This window comes from Antiquaquibacter metalliresistens (genome assembly GCF_029211225.1).
Classification (GTDB): domain Bacteria; phylum Actinomycetota; class Actinomycetes; order Actinomycetales; family Microbacteriaceae; genus Rhodoglobus; species Rhodoglobus metalliresistens.
Genome location: NZ_JARGEM010000007.1, coordinates 1 through 19608 on the forward strand (window position 1 = coordinate 1; position 19608 = coordinate 19608).

20 protein-coding genes and 1 tRNA gene are annotated in these 19608 nt (G+C 69.7%); 17 read left to right on the forward strand and 4 right to left on the reverse strand.

Going from position 1 to position 19608, the window contains the following annotated elements; all coding sequences use genetic code 11:
• Positions 1 to 411: 411 nt before the first annotated feature.
• Positions 412 to 486: transfer RNA gene (locus PYV02_RS12840), tRNA-Arg, on the reverse strand.
• A gap of 67 nt (positions 487 to 553) precedes the next feature.
• Here PYV02_RS12840 and PYV02_RS12845 point away from each other — a divergent pair.
• Positions 554 to 1348 carry a transglutaminase-like domain-containing protein gene (locus PYV02_RS12845; protein WP_275759450.1) on the forward strand — a complete coding sequence of 265 codons (795 nt, stop codon included), beginning with the start codon at positions 554 to 556 and terminating at the stop codon, positions 1346 to 1348.
• Here the strand turns inward: PYV02_RS12845 and PYV02_RS12850 are convergent.
• A complete protein-coding gene (locus PYV02_RS12850; RefSeq protein WP_275759451.1) occupies positions 1345 to 1896 on the reverse strand; it encodes an arginyl-tRNA synthetase in 552 nt (183 codons plus the stop codon). The two genes, PYV02_RS12845 and PYV02_RS12850, sit on opposite strands and share 4 nt — an antisense overlap.
• A 98-nt stretch (positions 1897 to 1994) precedes the next feature.
• On the opposite strand from PYV02_RS12850, the gene argS reads away from it, so the two are divergent.
• The 9 genes from argS to prmC all read left to right on the forward strand — a co-directional run bounded on the left by argS (position 1995) and on the right by prmC (position 13383).
• Positions 1995 to 3650: an arginine--tRNA ligase gene (gene argS, locus PYV02_RS12855; RefSeq protein ID WP_275759452.1), complete on the forward strand. Its 1656-nt coding sequence runs from the start codon at positions 1995 to 1997 to the stop codon at positions 3648 to 3650.
• Positions 3650 to 4492 (forward strand): LmeA family phospholipid-binding protein, encoded by an 843-nt coding sequence (locus PYV02_RS12860; RefSeq protein ID WP_275759453.1) that lies wholly within the window; start codon positions 3650 to 3652, stop codon positions 4490 to 4492. The genes argS and PYV02_RS12860 overlap by 1 nt, the downstream gene beginning before the upstream one ends.
• Positions 4489 to 5895: a diaminopimelate decarboxylase gene (gene lysA, locus PYV02_RS12865; RefSeq protein ID WP_275759454.1), complete on the forward strand. Its 1407-nt coding sequence runs from the start codon at positions 4489 to 4491 to the stop codon at positions 5893 to 5895. Before PYV02_RS12860 ends, lysA begins: the two co-directional genes overlap by 4 nt.
• Positions 5892 to 7220 carry a homoserine dehydrogenase gene (locus tag PYV02_RS12870; protein WP_275759455.1) on the forward strand — a complete coding sequence of 443 codons (1329 nt, stop codon included), beginning with the start codon at positions 5892 to 5894 and terminating at the stop codon, positions 7218 to 7220. Before lysA ends, PYV02_RS12870 begins: the two co-directional genes overlap by 4 nt.
• A 2-nt stretch (positions 7221 to 7222) precedes the next feature.
• The gene (gene thrC / locus PYV02_RS12875; RefSeq protein ID WP_275759456.1) at positions 7223 to 8299 is read left to right on the forward strand and encodes a threonine synthase; all 1077 of its coding nucleotides are present in this window, start codon (positions 7223 to 7225) and stop codon (positions 8297 to 8299) included.
• On the forward strand, positions 8296 to 9231 hold the full coding sequence (gene thrB, locus PYV02_RS12880; protein WP_275759457.1) for a homoserine kinase: 936 nt from the start codon (positions 8296 to 8298) through the stop codon (positions 9229 to 9231). Before thrC ends, thrB begins: the two co-directional genes overlap by 4 nt.
• Positions 9232 to 9362: 131 nt before the next feature.
• Complete coding sequence (rho, locus tag PYV02_RS12885; RefSeq protein ID WP_275759458.1) at positions 9363 to 11303, forward strand: transcription termination factor Rho; 1941 nt, start codon at positions 9363 to 9365, stop codon at positions 11301 to 11303.
• 2 nt (positions 11304 to 11305) lie between these two features.
• On the forward strand, positions 11306 to 12379 hold the full coding sequence (prfA, locus tag PYV02_RS12890; RefSeq protein ID WP_275759459.1) for a peptide chain release factor 1: 1074 nt from the start codon (positions 11306 to 11308) through the stop codon (positions 12377 to 12379).
• A 122-nt stretch (positions 12380 to 12501) separates the two neighbouring features.
• Positions 12502 to 13383, forward strand: coding sequence for a peptide chain release factor N(5)-glutamine methyltransferase (gene prmC / locus PYV02_RS12895; protein ID WP_275759460.1), 882 nt, complete (start codon positions 12502 to 12504; stop codon positions 13381 to 13383).
• On the opposite strand, the gene PYV02_RS12900 is transcribed toward prmC, so the two are convergent.
• Both PYV02_RS12900 and PYV02_RS12905 read right to left on the reverse strand, forming a co-directional pair.
• Complete coding sequence (locus tag PYV02_RS12900; RefSeq protein WP_275759461.1) at positions 13380 to 13991, reverse strand: HAD-IA family hydrolase; 612 nt, start codon at positions 13989 to 13991, stop codon at positions 13380 to 13382. The genes prmC and PYV02_RS12900 overlap by 4 nt on opposite strands.
• A complete protein-coding gene (locus PYV02_RS12905; RefSeq protein WP_275759585.1) occupies positions 13988 to 14620 on the reverse strand; it encodes an HAD-IA family hydrolase in 633 nt (210 codons plus the stop codon). Before PYV02_RS12905 ends, PYV02_RS12900 begins: the two co-directional genes overlap by 4 nt.
• 46 nt (positions 14621 to 14666) lie before the next feature.
• Here PYV02_RS12905 and PYV02_RS12910 point away from each other — a divergent pair, with 46 nt between their 5' ends.
• From PYV02_RS12910 to PYV02_RS12940, 7 genes are all read left to right on the forward strand, one after another.
• Entirely contained in the window at positions 14667 to 15323 is a 657-nt protein-coding gene (locus tag PYV02_RS12910) for an L-threonylcarbamoyladenylate synthase (protein ID WP_275759462.1), read from the forward strand.
• A complete protein-coding gene (locus PYV02_RS12915) occupies positions 15320 to 16543 on the forward strand; it encodes an MraY family glycosyltransferase (protein ID WP_275759463.1) in 1224 nt (407 codons plus the stop codon). The genes PYV02_RS12910 and PYV02_RS12915 overlap by 4 nt, the downstream gene beginning before the upstream one ends.
• On the forward strand, positions 16540 to 17001 hold the full coding sequence (locus PYV02_RS12920; RefSeq protein WP_275759464.1) for a Cg1360 family ATP-synthase-associated protein: 462 nt from the start codon (positions 16540 to 16542) through the stop codon (positions 16999 to 17001). Before PYV02_RS12915 ends, PYV02_RS12920 begins: the two co-directional genes overlap by 4 nt.
• A gap of 107 nt (positions 17002 to 17108) precedes the next feature.
• Positions 17109 to 17936: a F0F1 ATP synthase subunit A gene (gene atpB / locus PYV02_RS12925; RefSeq protein WP_420833637.1), complete on the forward strand. Its 828-nt coding sequence runs from the start codon at positions 17109 to 17111 to the stop codon at positions 17934 to 17936.
• 47 nt (positions 17937 to 17983) lie between these two features.
• The gene (gene atpE / locus PYV02_RS12930; protein WP_275759465.1) at positions 17984 to 18220 is read left to right on the forward strand and encodes an ATP synthase F0 subunit C; all 237 of its coding nucleotides are present in this window, start codon (positions 17984 to 17986) and stop codon (positions 18218 to 18220) included.
• Positions 18221 to 18229: 9 nt separating this feature from the next.
• Positions 18230 to 18799, forward strand: coding sequence for a F0F1 ATP synthase subunit B (locus tag PYV02_RS12935; protein ID WP_275759466.1), 570 nt, complete (start codon positions 18230 to 18232; stop codon positions 18797 to 18799).
• A 2-nt stretch (positions 18800 to 18801) separates the two neighbouring features.
• Complete coding sequence (locus PYV02_RS12940; protein WP_275759467.1) at positions 18802 to 19596, forward strand: F0F1 ATP synthase subunit delta; 795 nt, start codon at positions 18802 to 18804, stop codon at positions 19594 to 19596.
• Positions 19597 to 19608: the final 12 nt, after the last annotated feature.

Sequence of the window (19608 nt, forward strand, 5' to 3'; positions counted from 1 at the left end):
TTTGTCGGTTCTCACCTGACCATCGCACGATGGCTCACCACGTCCACGACGTGACACTCGAGCCCGAGAACTACACCACCCCATGGGACGTCACCCTGCTCAGCGGGGGCCCACCCCAGCGCGCACGGCCGCCAAGCCGGCGTTGCCGGCTCGCCGGAACCGGCGGCTGTGGGCCCACGTACAGGTTCTCGTCCGAGCCGGAGACGCGGAATGCGAGAGGGCCGCGACTGTCGCCGCGGCCCTCTCGCATTTCGGTGCCCCCAGCAGGATTCGACTCCCCAGCGCGCACGGCCGTCACGCCGCTGCGCGGCGCGCCGGAACCGGCGGCTGTGGGCCCACGTACAGGTTCTCGTCCGAACCAGGAGCAGAAATGAGCGAGAGGCCCCGACTGCGTCGGAACCTCTCGCTCATTGGTGCCCCCAGCAGGATTCGAACCTGCGCCCCTGCCTCCGGAGGGCAGTGCTCTATCCCCTGAGCTATGGGGGCCGGGGATCGTTGTCAAGGGTAGCAGCGCCGAGAGGCACTCGCCCGCCTCACGTGACAGGATCGGCTCATGCTGCGCACCGTGACCGCCCGACTCGACCTCGCGATCGATGGGCGCACGAACATGGTGTTCGCGATCGCCGCGGCGCAGGGCAGCCAGGTCACCTCCGAGCGGCTCTCGTTCGTGCTCGACGGCGCACCCCAACAGGCGACGGAGCTCACCGACATGCACGGCACGCGCCTGCACCAGTTCGTGAGCGGCCCGGGGCGGATGATCGTGGAGTACGAGGCCGAGATCGCGGGCCGGGCCATCCCGGCACCCGGCATCGATCTGGACTTCGTGACGTACCTGCGGCCGAGCCGCTATTGCGAGTCCGACAGTCTCACCCCCACGGCGCGCTGGGAGTTCGCGGGACTCAGCGGGCACGAGCTGCTCACCGCCGTCACGCTGTGGGTCTGGGACCGCCTGCGTTACGTGCCCGGCTCCAGCCAGCCCACCGACGGCGCCGAGCAGACGCTGCTCGCCCGGCGCGGTGTCTGCCGCGACTACGCGCACCTGGTGATCGCCCTGCTGCGTGCGCTCGACGTCCCCGCGCGCATGGTCGCGGTCTACGCTCCGGGCCTCGACCCGATGGACTTCCACGCGGTCGCCGAGGCCTGGGTCGACGGTGCCTGGTGGGTCGTGGATGCCACGCGCCTGGCCCCCCGGCAGTCGATGCTGCGCATCTCCACCGGCCGTGACGCGGCCGACACGGCGTTCCTCACCAACCACTGGGCCGATCTCACGCTCGAGCGGCTCGAGGTGCTCGCGATCGTCGACGACTTCCCGCTCGACGACCCGGCGGAGCTCGTGCAGCTCGGCTAGGGCAGCGCGTTCACCGCGATCTCGACGAGCGGGGCGGCATCCTGATCCGAGAGCAGTTCGTCGGAGGTGACGGTCACCCAGTAGGCGCCGTCGAACGCCTGCGCGCTGTGGCCGTCGAAGTAGCCGTCGAAGGCGGACGCCGAGGCGCCCGCCGCGCCGCGCAGGGATTCGAGCGTCTGCGGACTCGGGGTGGCCACGCTGAACTCGATCGTCACGCCGCTCGAGGTGTTCACCCACACGCAGGCGATGCCACCGCTCGCGAGCGCCTGCGCCGCCAGGGCCCCGGAGGGGGCGGTGTCGACCTCCGCGAAGATGCTGTTGTAGTCGTACATCTCCTGGGGCGTCACGAAGTCGTCGCAGCCGAAGGTGATCGGTTCCGCCGCCGGGTCCGGCGTTCCGCTCGGGGCCGGTGTCGCGGTGGCCGTGCCCGTCGGGGTTGATGAGGCGCTCGGGGTCGGGGCGCCGCTCGGGTCGACCGACTGGGGCACGCAGCCGGCGAGGGCCAGGAGCAGCACGGCACCGATGGGCAGCATCACGGTTGGCTTCACCCGCCCATTGTCCACCGCGATCGGCTCGCACCCGCACGGGCTCTCCGCGCGCCGACGGATGCCTCGGCGATTTCCCCCGGACGGTACGCTTGAGCATCGTGAATCCCGCCGACCTCTCCGCCGCCCTGCTCACCGTCGTGAACGGCATCGTGGCCCGCCGCGGCGGCACCCCGGTCGGCATCGAGGATGTCCTCCTCGAGCGCCCTCGAAACCGCGAGCACGGCGACTGGGCCTCCAACATCGCGATGAAGCTCGCCAAGCCGCTCGGCGTCAACCCGCGCGAGCTCGCGGACGAGATCGCCTCCCAGGTCGGTGAGCTCGAGGGCGTGGCATCCGCCGCGGTCGCCGGCCCCGGTTTCATCAACATCACCCTCGACGCCGCAGCCGCGGGTGCGCTGGCTCGCACCATCGTCGAGACCGGTGCCGCCTACGGCAACGGCGACCTCTACGCGGGCGTGCCGATCAACCTCGAGTTCGTCTCCGCAAACCCCACCGGGCCGCTGCACATCGGTGGCGTGCGATGGGCCGCCGTGGGTGACAGCCTCGCCCGCATCTTCATCGCGCAGGGCGGGCTCGTCACGCGCGAGTACTACTTCAACGACCACGGCGCGCAGATCGACCGCTTCGCCCGCAGCCTGCTCGCGAGCTGGCTCGACGAGCCCGCGCCCGAAGACGGCTACGGCGGCGCCTACATCGCCGACATCGCCGCGCGGGTCATCGCGATCTACCCGGGCGACCTCTTCCACATCCCGCGCGACGAGCAGCAGGAGGTGTTCCGTTCCATCGGCGTCGAGCTCATGTTCGGCGACATCAAGGCGAGCCTGCACGACTTCGGCGTCGACTTCGACGTGTACTTCCATGAGAACGCCGTGCACGAGTCGGGTGCCGTCGCCCGCGCGGTCGCGCGGCTGCGCGAGCTCGGCCACGTCTACGAGCAGGACGGCGCGACCTGGTTGCGCACCACCGAGTTCGGCGACGACAAAGACCGCGTGATCATCAAGTCCGACGGCGAGGCCGCCTACATCGCCGGCGACCTCGCGTACTACCTCGACAAGCGCGAGCGCGGCTTCGAGCGCAACATCATCATGCTCGGTGCCGACCACCACGGCTACGTCAAGCGCCTCATGGCCATGTGCGCCGCGTTCGGCGACGTGCCCTACGTCAACCTCGAGATCCTGATCGGCCAGCTCGTCAACCTCGTGCGCGACGGGGAACCGCTGCGCATGTCCAAGCGAGCCGGCACCGTCGTGACCCTCGAAGACCTCGTCGAGGCCGTCGGGGTGGATGCCGGACGCTACGCACTCGTGCGCTCGTCCATCGACTCCCAGGTCGACATCGACCTCGACCTCTGGGGCAAGCGCACCAACGACAACCCCGTGTACTACGTGCAGTACGCCCATGCGCGCACCCACCAGGTGGCGCGGAACGCGGCATCCTTCGGTGTGGATCGCAGCGTGTTCGACGCGAGCCTGCTCGACCACGAGACGGAGAGCGTGCTGCTGGGCATCCTCGCGGAGTTCCCGCGCGTGGTGCGGCAGGCCGCCGAACTGCGTGAGCCGCACCGCGTCGCCCGCTACAGCGAGGAACTCGCCGGCGCCTACCACCGTTGGTACGACAACTGCCGGGTCACCCCCCAGGGCGACGAGGAGATCACCGACCTGCACCGCACCCGCCTGTGGCTGAACGATGCGGTCGGCCAGGTGCTGCGCAACGGCCTCGGTCTGCTCGGCGTCAGCGCCCCCGAGAGGATGTAGTGGCCGAGTCGAAGCAACCCGCGGCGGTCGAACCCGTCGAGACGTCGGTGGTCGAGTTCGTCGAGACCCCGCGCAAGAAGCGACGCCTGGGCTGGATCATCGCCCTCGCGATCGTGGTCGTCGTGCTGGTTGCCGGCTTCTTCGTCGCCGACGCGATCGTGCGCCAGATCGCGACGGGCTACGTTCGCGACCGCATCGTCTCGGTGCTCGCACTCGACCCGGCGACGCCGATCGACGTGGACCTCGGCTCGGGGTCGATCCTGCTGCAGGCCGCGGGCGGATCCCTCGACGAGCTCAGCGTGCACGCGGACGCGATCACGCTCGGCGAGATCACCGGGGAGGTCGAGCTCACCGCCACGAAGGTGCCGCTCGACGCGGGCACCCCGTTGAGCACCCTCGGCGTCACCGTCACGGTCACCGAGCAGAACGTGCGCAAGCTCGCGTCGTTCCTCAGCGCCTCCGAGCTCAAGTCGATCGACCTGCGCGACGGCATGGTGCGTGTGGGCACCGAGTTCGACCTGATCTTCTTCACCCTGCCGGTATCCGTCGACCTGCTGCCGTCCGCGGTGCAGGGCGGCATCGCGTTCGACCCGCAGACGATCCTGCTCGGCGATCAGGAGATCTCGGTGCAAGACCTGCGCGACAGTCCTGAGTTCAGCGCCTTCGCCGGCGACCTGCTCGCCTCACGCGACTTCTGCGTCGCGGGCTACCTGCCGGCGGCACTCACGATCGCCGACGTCGACGTGATCGGCAGCGACCTCGTCGTCGTGATCAACGGCGACGGCATCGCGCTCGGCGATCCCGCCCTCGCCGCGGTCGGCACCTGTCCCGGGGAGGGATGAGCGTGGACAACCCACTCGCACCGTCCTGGCTGCTCGCGCCCGACGACGCCAACGCGCTCCCGCCGTCCGTGTGGTCGATGAACGCCGCCCGCAACGCGCACGGCGAACTCGAGATCGCCGGGGTGGCCGCGACGCAGCTGGTGCGCGAGTTCGGCACGCCGGTGTACGTGGTGGACGAGGCCGACGCCAGGGCGCGGGCCCGCGGCATCCGGGCGGCCTTCGATCGCGAGTTCGCGCGAGTCGGCTCCAGTGCGAAGGTCTACTACGCGGGCAAGGCGTTCCTGTGCACCGAGGTCGCCCGTTGGGTCACGGGGGAGGGACTGAACATCGACGTCGCCTCCGGTGGCGAACTCGCGGTCGCGCTCGCCGCGGGGGTGGATGCCGCCCGCCTCGGCCTGCACGGCAACAACAAGTCCCTCGCCGAGATCGAACGTGCCGTCTCGGTCGGCGTCGGCGCCATCATCGTGGATTCGCCGATCGAGATCGAGCGCGTCGCCGAGGCCGCGCAGCGGCACGGCCGGGTGCAGCCGGTGCGCCTGCGCATCAACTCCGGCGTGCACGCCTCCACCCACGAGTATCTGGCGACGGCGCGCGAGGACCAGAAGTTCGGCATCCCGCTGACGGATGCCCCCGCCGTCGTCGCGCGCATCCGCGAGCACGGCTCGCTCGAGTTCCTCGGGCTGCACTCCCACATCGGCTCGCAGATCTTCGAGTCAGACGGTTTCGCCGAGGCCGCGCGGCGACTGTTCGCGCTGCACGCCGAACTGCTGGCGGGCGGCCCGGTGCCCGAGCTGAACCTCGGCGGCGGTTTCGGCATCGCCTACACCGATGTGGATCGTCCGTTGGCCGTCGACGAGATCGCCGCGCGCTTCGCCGACATCGTCGCGCAGGGTGCCGCGGAGCTCGACATCCCGGTGCCGATCGTCGCGATCGAACCGGGGCGCTCGGTGATCGGCCCCTCGACGACCACCCTCTACACGGTCGGCACCATCAAGGACGTCGCGGTCTCGGCGGGCTCGACCACCGGCTCCGCCACGCGCAAGTACGTCAGCGTCGACGGCGGGATGAGCGACAACATCCGCCCGGCGCTGTACAAGGCCGACTACTCGGCCCGCATCGTCGATCGGGTCTCGGATGCACCGGCGGCGCTCGTGCGCGTCGCCGGCAAGCACTGCGAGTCCGGTGACATCCTGGTGCACGCCGACTACCTGCCCGGGGACGTGCGTCCGGGCGACGTGCTCGGCATCCCGGCGACGGGGGCATACGGCTGGGCGATGGCCAGCAACTACAACTACCTGACGCGGCCGCCCGTGGTCGCCGTGCTGGACGGGCAGGCGCGGGTGATCGTGCGCGGCGAGACCGAAGACGACCTGCTGCGCCGGGATACTGGAGTGAACCCATGATCGAGTACCGCAACCTCCGCATCGCCGTGCTGGGCGGCGGCAGTGTCGGCTCCCAGGTGGCGGGTCTGCTGCTGCGTCACGGTCCCGAGCTCGCGGCGCGCGCGGGAGCGGGGCTGGAGCTCGTCGGCGTGGCCGTGCGGGACCTCGCAGCCAAGCGCGACACCGACATCCCGCGCGAGCTGCTCACCACCGACCCGGACGAACTCGTGCTGCGCGCCGACATCGTGATCGAGCTCATGGGCGGCATCGAGCCGGCGCGTCGGCTCATCCTGAAGGCGCTCGAGTCGGGCGCCGACGTGATCACCGCCAACAAGGCGCTGCTGGCCGCGCACGGGCCGGAGCTGTTCCGGGTCGCCGAACAGGTGGGCGCCCAGTTGTTCTACGAGGCCGCGGTCGGTGGCGCCATCCCGATCATCCGGCCGCTGCGCGACAGCCTCGCCGGGGATCGCGTCACGCGCATCCTGGGCATCGTCAACGGCACCACCAACTACATCCTCGACCGCATGGACACCACGGGCGACAGCTTCGAGAACGCGCTCGCCGAGGCCACCCGGCTCGGCTATGCGGAGGCCGACCCCACCGCCGACGTCGAGGGTTTCGACGCCGCGGCGAAGGCCGCGATCCTCGCCGGCCTCGCCTTCCACACCGTCGTGCCGCTCGACGCGGTCCACCGCGAGGGCATGACCGGCATCACGGGGGAGCAGGTCGCCGCGGCCCGCAAAGCCGGCTACGTCGTCAAGCTCCTGGCCATCTGCGAGCGGATCGTGGATGCCGCCACCGGCGTCGAGGGCGTCAGCGCCCGAGTGCACCCGGCCCTCGTGCCCCGAGACCACCCGCTCGCGGCCGTGCACGGAGCCAACAACGCCGTCTTCGTGGAGGCCGAGGCGGCTGGCAGCCTGATGTTCTACGGCGCGGGCGCCGGCGGCATCCAGACGGCCTCCGCGGTGCTCGGCGACCTGGTGTCGGCGGCGCGACGGCACGTCGCCGGCGGGCCGGGTGTCGCCGAGTCCACTCGCGCCAACCTGCCGATGCTGCCGATGTCGAGCGTCGTCACCCGCTACCAGGTCACGTTGCGCGTCGCCGATCGCCCGGGCGTGCTCGCCGCGATCGCGGGCATCTTCAGCGACCACCACGTGTCCGTGGAGACCGTGGCGCAATCCCCGATCCAACAGGCGGCCGGGGCCGGGGACCAGGCCAGCACCGCTAGCCTGGTGATCGTCACGCACGAGGCGCCGGAATCCGCGCTAGCCGCCACGGTCGCCGCCATCGCCGCCAACCCCGTCGTGTCCGAAGTCGTATCCGTTCTGAGAGTCGAGGGACTGTAGCAGTGGCCCACCAATGGCGCGGAGTCCTCCGCGAGTACGCCGACCGTCTCGATGTGACGGAGGCCACCCCCATCGTCACGCTCGGTGAGGGCGGAACCCCGCTCATCCCCGCCGACGCGCTCTCGCGCCGCACCGGCGCGCGGGTCTGGGTCAAGTTCGAGGGCATGAATCCCACCGGCTCGTTCAAGGACCGCGGTATGACGATGGCCGTCTCCAAGGCCGTCGAGCACGGCGCGAAGGCCATCATCTGCGCCTCCACCGGCAACACCTCGGCCAGCGCCGCCGCCTACGCGGCGCAGGCCGGCATCACCGCCGCGGTGCTCGTGCCGGAGGGCAAGATCGCCATGGGCAAGCTCAGCCAGGCGATCGCGCACGGCGGGCAGCTCATCCAGCTGCGCGGCAACTTCGACGACTGCCTCGAGATCGCGCGCGAGGTGGCCGAGTCCTACCCCGTGCACCTGGTCAACTCGGTGAACAACGACCGCATCGAGGGCCAGAAGACCGCGGCCTTCGAGGTCGTCGAGGTGCTCGGGGATGCCCCGGACTTCCACTTCGTGCCCGTCGGCAACGCCGGCAACTACACCGCGTACCACCGCGGCTACGGCGAGGAGCTCGCGATCGGCGCGACCACCCGCATGCCTCGCATGTTCGGATTCCAGGCCGCGGGCAGCGCGCCCATCGTGCTCGGTCACGTCGTGAAAGACCCGGAGACGATCGCCTCCGCCATCCGCATCGGCAACCCGGCATCCTGGGAGCTCGCGATCGCCGCGCGTGAGGACAGCGACGGCTACTTCGGTGCGATCGACGACGAGAAGATCCTCGAGGCGCACCGCATCCTCTCCCGCGAGGTCGGCGTGTTCGTCGAGCCCGCGTCGGCGATCAGCGTCGCGGGGCTTCTGGAGCGCGCCGAGGCGGGGGCCATCCCGCGCGATGCGACCGTCGTGCTCACCGTGACCGGCCACGGCCTCAAGGACCCGCAGTGGGCGCTGCGCACCGCGGACGGCTCGGAGGTGCAGCCCACCATCGTCGGCGCCGACACCGCCGAGGTCGCCGACGTGCTGGGCCTGGCCACGGCATGAGCCTCGTCGGACGCTCCGTCACGGTACGGGTGCCCGCCACCTCAGCCAACCTCGGCCCGGGCTTCGACACGCTGGGGCTCGCGCTCGCGCTCTACGACGAGCTCACCGTCACGGCGGTGCCCGAACCGGGTGCGTACGTCGAGATCACCGGTGTCGGTGCGGGGGAGGTGCCGACGGATGCCTCGAACCTCGTCGTCACCGCGATCGCCCACGCGTTCGCGCACGCCGCCCGCCCGTTGCCCGGCCTGCACCTGGCCGCCAACAACGTCATCCCGCACGGCCGCGGACTCGGCTCCTCCGCCGCTGCGATCGTCTCCGGCATCCTCGCGGCGAAGGGGCTGCTCGAGGGCGACGTCGACCTCGACCTCGAGACCATGCTCGCGCTCGCGACCGAGTTGGAGGGGCATCCGGACAACGTCGCCCCCGCGCTCTACGGCGGTCTGACGATCGCGTGGACGACCGCCGACGGTCCGCGCGCCAAGAAGCTCATCGTGCACCGCGGCGTCTCGCCCCTGGTCTGCGTGCCCGAGCACAGCGTGTCCACGAAGCTGGCCCGCAGCCTGCAGCCCAGTTCGGTGCCCGTCGAGGATGCCGTCTTCAACCTCTCACGTTCCGCGCTGCTCATCGCCGCCCTCATCCAGAGCCCCGAGCTGCTGCTGCAGGCGACGGAGGATCGCCTGCACCAGAACTACCGCGCCAGTGCGATGCCGGAGACGCACGAGCTCATCGGGATGCTGCGCGAGCACGGCATGGCCGCGGTCGTCTCCGGGGCCGGGCCCTCCATCCTCGTGCTGGCGAGCGATCCCGAGCAGCGGCTCGCCGCCGCGCGGCTCGTGGCCGAACACGCCGCCTCGCCGTGGCGCTCGCTCATGCTGGCCGTCGACTTCAAAGGTGCTACAGTGAGTTCGCACCAGGTAGAGACGACGGCCTAGCCGTCGAGTTCCCCGGGGCACCATCACCCTCACCCTCAGCCAGATTCCCGCACATCCGTGCGGACAGGCGGGGTGATCAGCTCTCCGTCACGGTGCATTCTGTCGTGGCAGGGGAAAGGAATCCCAAGCAAGTGACAGACGTCAGCATCCGCGCCAACGGCGCGGAGACCCGCACTGACCTGGCCGCCCTCACCGTCGCCGAGCTGCAAGCGCTCGCGGCGGAGCGCGGTATCAGCGGTGCATCAAAACTTCGTAAAGGAGAACTCGTGGACGCGATCACCGAGAAGCAGGCCGACGAACAGGTGGCACAGCCCGCCGCGCAGCCCGTGAGCGAACAGTCGGCACCGGCCGCCGAGCCGGCCGAGTCCGCGGGCATCCCGGTGCGCAAGCGCACCTCCCGCCGGGCCACGAGCGCCGATGTGGACCCCAACGCCGTGATCCCCGCCGGGGCACCCGTCGTCGAACCGCGTGCCGAGACCGCGTCCCGCGCGGAGACCGAGCCTCGTGCGGAGACCCAGCCCCGCTCCGCCTCCGCACACGTCGCCCAGGCCGAGAGCGGTCTCGAGGCACCGACGCAGCACCCCACCGAAGACCCGACGCCCGCGGACGTGCGCGTCGGCGAGACCCCCGCCGAGGGCGAGGGCGAGGCCGAGTCGGAGTCCGGGGGCGGGCGCAACTCCCGCAACCGCAACCGCAACCGCGGCGGTGGCAACGGCAACGGCAACAACAACAATGCCAACAACGATGGCCAGCGTCAGCAGAACAACCGCCAGCAGGGCGGCCAGCAGCAACAGCAGCAGCAGCGTGCCGACGAGGGCGACGAGAACTCCGAGCGCGGCGGCCGCAACCGCTACCGCGACCGTCGCCGCGGCCGTGGCCCGGTCGGGGACGACTTCGAGCCCGAGATCACCGAGGATGACGTGCTCATCCCGGTCGCCGGCATCCTCGACGTGCTCGACAACTACGCCTTCGTGCGCACCTCCGGCTACCTGCCGGGCAACAACGACGTCTACGTCTCGCTCGGCCAGGTCAAGAAGTACAACCTGCGCAAGGGCGACGCCGTGGTCGGCGCGATCCGCCAGCCTCGCGAGGGCGACCAGGGTCAGACGCGGCAGAAGTACAACGCGCTCGTGAAGATCGACTCGATCAACGGCCTGCCGGTCGAAGAGGCGGCCAACCGCGTCGAGTTCGGCAAGCTCACCCCGCTGTACCCGCAGGAGCGACTGCGTCTGGAGACGGACTCGGCCAAGCTGTCGACCCGCATCATCGACCTCGTGTCGCCGATCGGCAAGGGCCAGCGCGGCCTGATCGTCTCGCCGCCGAAGGCGGGCAAGACGCTCGTGCTGCAGGCCATCGCCAACGCGATCTCCAAGAACAACCCCGAGGTGCACCTCATGGTCGTGCTCGTCGACGAGCGCCCCGAAGAGGTCACCGACATGCAGCGCACGGTGAAGGGCGAGGTCATCGCCTCGACCTTCGACCGCCCGGCCGAAGACCACACGACGGTCGCCGAGCTCGCCATCGAGCGCGCCAAGCGTCTCGTCGAGCTCGGTCACGACGTCGTCGTGCTGCTCGACTCGATCACGCGCCTCGGTCGTGCCTACAACCTCTCGGCTCCGGCATCCGGCCGCGTGCTCTCGGGCGGCGTCGACTCCTCGGCGCTCTACCCGCCGAAGCGCTTCTTCGGTGCCGCGCGCAACATCGAGGAGGGCGGCTCGCTCACCATCATCGCGACCGCGCTCGTCGAGACCGGTTCCAAGATGGACGAGGTCATCTTCGAGGAGTTCAAGGGCACCGGCAACATGGAGCTTCGCCTCTCGCGCCAGCTGGCCGACAAGCGGATCTTCCCGGCGGTGGACGTCAATGCGTCCGGCACCCGTCGCGAGGAGATGCTCATGGGCGCCGACGAGGTCAAGGTCACCTGGAAGCTGCGTCGTGCCCTCGCCGGTCTCGACCAGCAGCAGGCGCTCGAGATCGTGCTCGGCAAGCTCAAGGAGACCTCCTCGAACGTCGAGTTCCTCATGCAGATCCAGAAGTCGATGCCCACCGCGGGCGGCGGCGACAAGGAGTAGCCATGTTCGAGTCAGTGCAATCGCTGCTGGCCGAACACGACGAGCTCCAGGGTCAGCTGGCCGACCCGGAACTCCACTCGGATCCGGCCAGGTCGAAGCGCGTCAACCGACGCTACGCCGAGCTCTCGCGCATCGTCGCCGCCTACAACGACTGGCGGCAGCTCACCGACGATCTTGCGGCAGCGCAAGAGATGGCGTCCGAGGACGCCTCGATCGCCGACGAGATCCCCGGGATGACCGAGGCGCTCGATGCCGCCCAGGAGAAACTGCGCCGCCTGCTCATCCCGCGCGATCCCAACGATGCCCGTGACGTGATCATGGAGATCAAGATGGGGGAGGGCGGCGCCGAGTCGGCGCTGTTCGCGGGCGATCTGCTGCGCATGTACCTGCACTACGCGGAGTCCAAGAAGTGGAAGACCGAGATCATCGAGCAGACCTCGAGCGACCTCGGCGGCATCAAAGACGTGCAGGTCGCGTTCAAGGGCAACTCCACGGATCCCGCGGAGGGCGTGTGGGCGCACCTGAAGTATGAGGGCGGCGTGCACCGCGTGCAGCGCGTGCCCGCGACCGAGTCGCAGGGGCGCATCCACACCTCGGCGGCGGGCGTGCTCGTCTTCCCGGAGGTCGACGAGCCCGAAGAGGTCGAGATCAACCCCAACGACCTCAAGATCGACGTCTACCGCTCGAGCGGGCCCGGCGGCCAGTCCGTCAACACGACGGACTCGGCGGTGCGCATCACGCACATCCCGACGGGCATCGTCGTGGCCATGCAGAACGAGAAATCGCAGTTGCAGAACCGCGAGGCCGGCATGCGCGTGCTGCGCGCGCGCATCCTGGCCCACCACCAGGAGATCGCGGATGCCGAGGCCAGCGAGTTTCGCAAGGGTCAGATCCGCACGATGGACCGCTCGGAGCGCATCCGCACCTACAACTTCCCCGAGAACCGCATCGCCGACCACCGCACGGGCTACAAGGCCTACAACCTCGATGCCGTGATGAACGGGGCGCTCGAGCCGGTCATCCAGTCGTGCATCATCGCGGATGAGGAAGCGCGGCTCGCGGAGGTCGGCTCGTAGCAGCGGCGGTCGCGGGCGGATCGATGCGGGCTTCCGCCCAAAGATGCCCCCCGAACCCCGAAGCCCGCATCGATCCGCCCGCTCCGATCGCGCACCGACCGACCACCACGCGAAGAAGAGATATGAACGCCACCACTGATCTCGAGCCGCGTCGCGTCGCGGCGGTGCTCGAGCGCGCCGTAGCGGTGCTCGAAGGGGCCCGGGTGCCGAGCCCGAGGCCGGACGCCGAGCTGCTCGTCGGGCACGTGCTGGGCATCGGTCGGGGCGAAGTGCAGGCGAAGGCGGCCATCGACGCCGAGCTCGAGGCGGCGCAGGTCGCCGCGGTGCTCGAGCTCGTCGAGCGGCGCGCGGCGCGCGAGCCGCTGCAGCACATCACCGGCCGCGCAGCCTTCCGGCGCCTCGAACTGGCGGTGGGCCCAGGCGTGTTCGTTCCGCGACCGGAGACCGAGTTCGTGGCGCAGTTCGCCATCGACGCCCTCGCGGCCACGGCATCCCCGGCCCCGATCGGTGTGGACCTCGGCACCGGCAGCGGCGCGATCGCGCTCGCGATGGCCACGGAGGTGCCGCACGCGAGCGTCGTGGGTGTGGAGGTCTCGCCGCTGGCCTTCGTGTGGACGCGCCAGAACTTCCGCGAGGTCGGTGCGGCCAATGCCCGCCCGGTGTTCGCGGATCTGGCCAATGCACTGCCCGAACTCGACGGCGCCGTCGACGTCGTGATCTCGAACCCGCCGTACATCCCCGTCGGTGCCATACCCCGCGACCCCGAGGTGCGCCTGTTCGATCCGGAGATCGCGCTCTACGGCGGCGAGGACGGTCTAGATGTCGTGCGCCAGGTCTCCGCGACCGCTCGCCGCTTGCTGCGCCCGGGCGGCACCCTCGTGCTCGAGCACGGCGAACTGCAGGCGGCCCCGATCGCCGCGCTACTGACGCAGGACGGCTGGCGCGCCGTCGCCCACCACCGCGACCTGCTCGGTCGCGACCGCGCGACGACCGCCCTGCGCTAGCGGTCCGCGGCGAACGCCTCGATGGCCGCGAGCAGCCCCTCCGCGGTGCCGTAGAGGTAGCCCGTGATGCCGAGGCTCTGCGCGCCGGCAACGTTCTCCGGCAGGTCGTCGGCGAAGAACGCCTCCCCGGCCGTGACGCCGTAGGAATCCAGCACTCGCTGGAACACGACCGGGTCGGGCTTGCGCGCCCCGTAGTCGCTCGAGGTGAACCGGTGGTCGCCGAACACCTCGATGAGCTCGGGCGCGAGCGTCGCGAGATGCTTGGAGGCGAGGGCCCCGTTGTTGGTCAACAGCGTGACCTGTCCGAGCTCGGATGCCCGCCGCACCGCCGCGAGTGCCGCGGGCCGCGCGGTCATCGCCTCGCCGCGCACCCGCACCCATTCGGCCTCGTCCACCGGCACCCCGAGCGCCGACTCGAGCGCCCGGATGTAGTCCTCGGGTGTCGCGAAGATGCCCGCCTCGGCGGCCCACTCGCCCTCGTCGTGCCACCAGCGGCGGCGCAGCTCGGCGAGCGGCAGGCCGGTCAGCCGCGTCATCCCCGCCATTCGGGCGCGCCAGTCGTAGTCGTAGAGCACGTCGTCCATGTCGAAGATGAAGAGCAGACTCACCGCGCGCGCCCCGCGAACGCCTCGATCGTCTCGATCAGGCCGTCGGTCTGCGGCACGCCGTCGACCCACTCGAGCCGCACGGCCGTCAGTCCGACCGCGCGCGCGCCCGCGATGTTGTCGGCGTTGTCGTCGAGCAGAAAGGCGTCAGCGGGTCGCGCCCCGAAGTGCGCGACCGCCCGCTCGTAGAGCGCGGCATCGGGTTTGCGCGAGCCGAGCATGCAGCTGAACAGCGCGTTCGGCCCGACGATGGCGGCGACATCCGGCGCGATGACGGGCAGGGATGCGGCGGTCGCCGGGGGATTGTTCGACAGCAGCGCGACCGTGCCCAGCTCGGCCGCGCGCGAGAGGGCGGCCACGCTCGCGTCGATGCGGGTCATCGCGCCCTTGCGCACCAGCGCCCACTGCTCGAGCGTGAGCCGCCGACCACCGGTCACCGCGGCGAACTCGTCGAGATAGGCATCGGGAGTGGGCCACTCGCCGACCTCCGCGCGCGTCTCGTAGCCGTCGGCCCACCAGGCGCGGGCGAGACGGTACTGGCTGACCCCGCTGAGCCGCGCGAGCTCGGGGAGGCGACGGCGGAAATCGTACGCATAGAGCGTCTTGTCGAGGTCGAAGAAATAGAGGTTCACCAACGCACAAGTCTGTCATCGATCTCGCGGGTACGATGGTCAGGCCATGGCCCCCACCTACGACTGCTCGGTCGAAGCAGAGCTGCTGACCGGCATGCGTCTCGCACGCACGGCCATCGGACGCGGCGACCTCGTCGTGCTCCCGACCGACACCGTGTACGGCATCGCCGCCGACGCCTTCAACCCGACGGCCGTGCAGAGGCTCATCGACGCGAAGGGGCGCACCCGGCAGTCCCCGCCCCCGGTGCTCATTCCGGGCATCCCAACGCTCGACGCGCTGGCCGAGAGCGTGCCGGACGAGGTGCGCGAACTGGTCGCGACCTACTGGCCGGGTGCGCTGACCGTCATCCTGCCCGCTCAGTCGTCGCTGGCCTGGGATCTCGGCGAGACTCGCGGCACGGTCGCCCTGCGGATGCCCGCCAACCGCATCGCCCTCGAGTTGCTCTCCGAGACCGGCCCCCTCGCCGTCTCCAGCGCCAACCTCACCGGACAGCCGGCCGCGACGACCGCGGCCGAGGCCGAGGCGATGCTCGGCGATTCGGTGAGCATCTACCTCGACGGGGGCCCGGGCGGCACCGTGGCATCGACGATCGTGGATGCCACGGCCCTCGGCCTGCCGGAGGGCAAGCTGCGCATCGTGCGCGAGGGCGCCATCGCGTCCGAGGACCTGCGCGCCCTCCTCGGGGCGGAGCGCTTCGCGTGAGGTACTACGTGCTCGTCGCGGGCATCTCGGCGCTCGTGACCTTCGGACTGTCGTTCGTGATCTTCAAGCTCAGCATCAAGTACCGGCTCTATCCGAAGATCCGCGAGCGCGACGTGCATTCGCGGCCCACGCCGCGGCTGGGCGGCGTCGCGATGTTCCTCGGCATCGCTCTGGCCATCCTCGTCGCGTCGCAGCTGAGCAACTTCCACATCGTCTTCGGTGAGCCGCATGCGGTGATCGGCATCGCGGCCGCCGCGCTCGTGATCGTGCTGATCGGCGTCGCGGACGACATCTGGGATCTGGACTGGCTCACCAAGCTCGCCGGCCAGATCATCGCCGCGGGCCTGATCGCCTGGCAAGGCGTGCAGATCTCGACGCTGCCGATCGGCGGGCAAACGATCGTCTCGCCCTACGTCTCCTTGATCCTCACCGTGCTGGCCATCGTGCTGGTGATGAACGCGATCAACTTCATCGACGGCCTCGATGGTCTCGTCGCCGGTGTCGCCCTCATCGCCAACGGCGTGTTCTTCATCTACGTGTACTTCCTGCAGCAGCAGGCGCAGACCGAGTACTACAACATCGCATCCCTGCTGACGGCGGCGGTCATCGGGGCCTGCGTCGGATTCCTGCCGCTGAACTTCCACCCAGCGAAGCTGTTCATGGGGGATGCCGGGGCGCTGTTGATCGGCCTGCTCATGGCCGCGTCCGCCATCTCCGTCACCGGACAGGTCGACGCCGGCGCCTTCGACAACCCTGGCGTGTTCACCGGCGCGCTGCTGCCGGCGTTCATCCCGATCCTGCTGCCGTTCGCCGTGCTCATCGTGCCCCTGCTGGACTTCGGCCTGGCGGTGATCCGTCGGCTGCGGGCGGGCAAGTCGCCGTTCACCGCCGACCGCAAGCACCTGCACCATCGCCTGCTCGACATGGGGCACTCGCACCTGCACGCCGTGCTGATCTTCTACGCCTGGACGCTCGTCGTCTCGGTCGGCACCCTGCTCTACATGTTCATCCCGGCCATCTGGGCCACCCTCATCATCGCCGTGGGGCTGCTCGCGTGCACCGCGGTGACCCTGCTGCCGCTGAGTCGACGCAAGGCGCTCGAGGCGGCCGCGCAATCGGCGGACGAGGCGAATCCGGCCGACCCGGAGCTCGCACGCTTCGACGGACTGGACGCGGCGGGCGAGGATCCCGAGATCATCGAAGGAGAGGCCGTCCGATGACTGCTGCCACCATTCTCAAGCGCGTGCTCGTCTACGGCGGCCTGCTCGCCGCTGCGATCGCGATCGTCGGCGGTGCGGTCGGCTACGCCGTGGTGGGCCCGCGCGGGCTCGTGAGCGCGCTCATCGGCACCGCGATGGCCTTCGTCTTCCTCGCGGTCACGGCCGGGAGCATCCTGCTGGCCAATCGCACGAGCAGGTCTGACGTGCTGAATCCGGCGTTCTTCGGCATCGTGCTCGGGGGATGGCTGCTGAAGTTCGTGGTCTTCCTCGTGCTCGTCTTCGTGCTCAAGGACCAGCCGTGGATCGACAACACAGTGCTGTTCCTCAGCATCGTCGCCGGCGTGGTCGGCAGCCTCGTCGTCGACCTGTTGGTGGTGGCGAGATCGCGCATGCCGTACGTCTCAGATATCTCGATGCCGAGAGACTCCGGCAATCCGGACACCGAGCCCCGGCAGTAATGACCGCCGGTAATAGGGATTCGGAGTAATGCCGAATCCTTGATAGTGTTTGAGGCGATCGCCCCCCCACTTCCATCGCCGCGTGGTTGCACGCCCCGATACTGGAGATAGCGCTGCTACACCACGCTTTCACCCTCGCCCCGTTCGCCACTGACGACGAATCCGGCAATGGTGGCTTCCACGGGCCCTCGATCCTCGAGTTCTTCCCGGACGCGGTGCTCTTCGCCGGCACGCCGTTCGAGATCAACCGCATCGTGATCATCCGCTTCATCGCGGTGCTCGCGATCGTGCTGATCTTCTGGCTCGGCACCCGCCGCATGAAGCTCGTGCCCGGCCGGTTCCAGGGCCTCGTAGAGATGGGGCTCGACCTCGTGCGGGTGAACATCGCCGAGGACCTGCTGGGCAAGAAAGACGGTCGTCGCTTCCTGCCGCTGCTGACCACGATCTTCTTCATGGTGCTGTTCATGAACATCACCGGCATCATCCCCGGCTTGAACATCGCCGGGACCTCGGTGATCGGCGTGCCCCTCGTGCTCGCGGCCGCCGCCTACATCACGTTCATCTACGCCGGCATCAAGAAGCACCCCGGCGCCTTCTTCAAGAACGCCCTGTTCCCGCCCGGCGTGCCGTGGTTCCTGTACATCATCGTGACGCCGATCGAGCTCGTGTCGACCTTCGTGCTGCGTCCGGTCACGCTCACGCTGCGACTGCTGATGAACATGGTCGTCGGGCACCTGCTGCTCGTGCTGTTCTTCGCGGCCACCCAGTTCTTCTTCTTCACGGCCGGCAGCTGGTGGTCCCTCTTCGGGATCGGCACCCTCGCCTTCGGTATCGTGTTCACGTTCTTCGAGATCCTCGTCGCCGTGCTGCAGGCCTATGTCTTCACCCTCTTGACCGCCGTCTACCTCCAGCTCGCGCTGGCGGAAGAGCACTAAGCGGGGCTGGCGCTCGCCAGGCCCGAAACACCGGAAGGAACAACAACGTGGACGCAACATCCGTCGTCGCTGAGCTCAGCGGAAACATCGCGACCGTCGGCTACGGTCTCGCTGCGATCGGCCCGGCCATCGGCGTGGGCATCGTCGTGGGCAAGACCATCGAGTCGGTCGCCCGCCAGCCCGAACTGCAGGGTCGCCTCACGGTGCTCATGTACATCGGTATCGCCTTCACCGAGGCGCTGGCCTTCATCGGCATCGCGACCTACTTCATCTTCACCTCCTAAGGACTTCCCATGCTGCACGTGCTCTTCACGGCGACAGAGGAGGCGGCGACGCCGAATCCGCTGATCCCGGCGGTCTACGACATCGTGTGGTCGATCGTGCCGTTCCTGATCATCCTCGTGCTGTTCTGGCGCGTGGTGCTGCCGGCGATGCAGAAGACGCTGGATGCCCGCGCCGAGCTCATCGAGGGTGGCATCACGAAGGCGGAGAAGGCCCAGGCCGAAGCCGCCGCCGCGCTCGAGCAGTACCAGGCGCAGCTCGCCGAGGGGCGTGCCGAGGCCGCGAAGATCCGTGAGCAGGCTCGTCTGGATGGCACGGCGATGGTCAACGAGGCCAAGGAGCAGGCCGCGGCCGAGGCCGCGCGCGTCACCGCGAACGCGCTCGCCACGATCGAGGCCGAGCGTCAGGCCGCATTGGTCTCGCTGCGTTCCGAGGTCGGCTCACTCGCGATCGACCTCGCCTCCGGCGTGATCGGCCAGAGCCTCACCGATGACAAGAAGGCCTCCGCGATGGTCGACCAGTTCCTGGCCGACCTCGAGGCCTCCGAGAAGTCCGGCACCGACAAGAAGGCGACCAAGTAGCCATGGGTTCAGCGACGAGTCAGGCCTTGGCGGGCGCCCGTGCGGCGCTTGCCGGGCTCGGCGGCAAGGACGGTCTCGCCACCGGCGAGCAGCTGTTCGAGGCCGTGCGGGTGATCGGCGACTCCGCGCAGCTGCGCAGCGCCCTCGCCGACTCGTCCGCCGACCCGGCGGCGAAGCAGGCGCTCGTCGCCACCGTCTTCGCCTCGCTCGGCGCCTCGGCGAAGTCGCTGCTCACCTCCATCGCCGCGAGCCGCTGGTCCAGCCAGGACGACCTGCTCGCTGGCATCGAGGAGATCGGCATCCGCGCCGTCGCTGGGTCCGCGAAGTCGGGCGTTTCGATCGTCGATGAGCTCATGGCCTTCCAGGCCGCGGTCGACTCCGACTCCGAGCTCGAACTCGCGGTCGGCAGCAAGCTCGGCTCGCCCGACGCCAAGGGAGCCCTCGTGGCCTCACTGCTGTCGAAGAAGGCGAGCGCCCAGACCGTCGCGATCGTCGACCAGCTCGTTCGCCAGCCACGTGGTCGGCGCATCGGTCAGCTGCTCTCGACGGCCGCGGACATCGTCGCGGACGAGGCGGGGCTCGCGGTCGCGACCGTCGTCACGGCCGCCCCGCTCAGCGCGGCCCAGCTCGAGCGGCTGCGCGCCGGCCTCGCGAAGAGCTACGGGCGGGATCTCAAGCTCAACCACGTGATCGATCCCGCGATCATCGGCGGCGTGCGGGTGCAGGTCGGCGACGACGTCATCGACGGCAGCGTGTCCACCCGCCTCACCGACCTCAGGCTTCAGCTCGCTGGCTAGCGGGCCAGATAC

Coding starts and splice junctions, on each gene's coding strand:
- PYV02_RS12940 (WP_275759467.1), top strand. CDS start 18,802: ATGGGTTCAGCGACGAGTCAGGCCTTGGCGGGCGCCCGTGCGGCGCTT.
- PYV02_RS12910 (WP_275759462.1), top strand. CDS start 14,667: ATGGCCCCCACCTACGACTGCTCGGTCGAAGCAGAGCTGCTGACCGGC.
- thrB (WP_275759457.1), top strand. CDS start 8,296: ATGAGCCTCGTCGGACGCTCCGTCACGGTACGGGTGCCCGCCACCTCA.
- PYV02_RS12870 (WP_275759455.1), top strand. CDS start 5,892: ATGATCGAGTACCGCAACCTCCGCATCGCCGTGCTGGGCGGCGGCAGT.
- PYV02_RS12845 (WP_275759450.1), top strand. CDS start 554: ATGCTGCGCACCGTGACCGCCCGACTCGACCTCGCGATCGATGGGCGC.
- prfA (WP_275759459.1), top strand. CDS start 11,306: ATGTTCGAGTCAGTGCAATCGCTGCTGGCCGAACACGACGAGCTCCAG.
- prmC (WP_275759460.1), top strand. CDS start 12,502: ATGAACGCCACCACTGATCTCGAGCCGCGTCGCGTCGCGGCGGTGCTC.
- PYV02_RS12935 (WP_275759466.1), top strand. CDS start 18,230: ATGCTGCACGTGCTCTTCACGGCGACAGAGGAGGCGGCGACGCCGAAT.
- lysA (WP_275759454.1), top strand. CDS start 4,489: ATGAGCGTGGACAACCCACTCGCACCGTCCTGGCTGCTCGCGCCCGAC.
- PYV02_RS12920 (WP_275759464.1), top strand. CDS start 16,540: ATGACTGCTGCCACCATTCTCAAGCGCGTGCTCGTCTACGGCGGCCTG.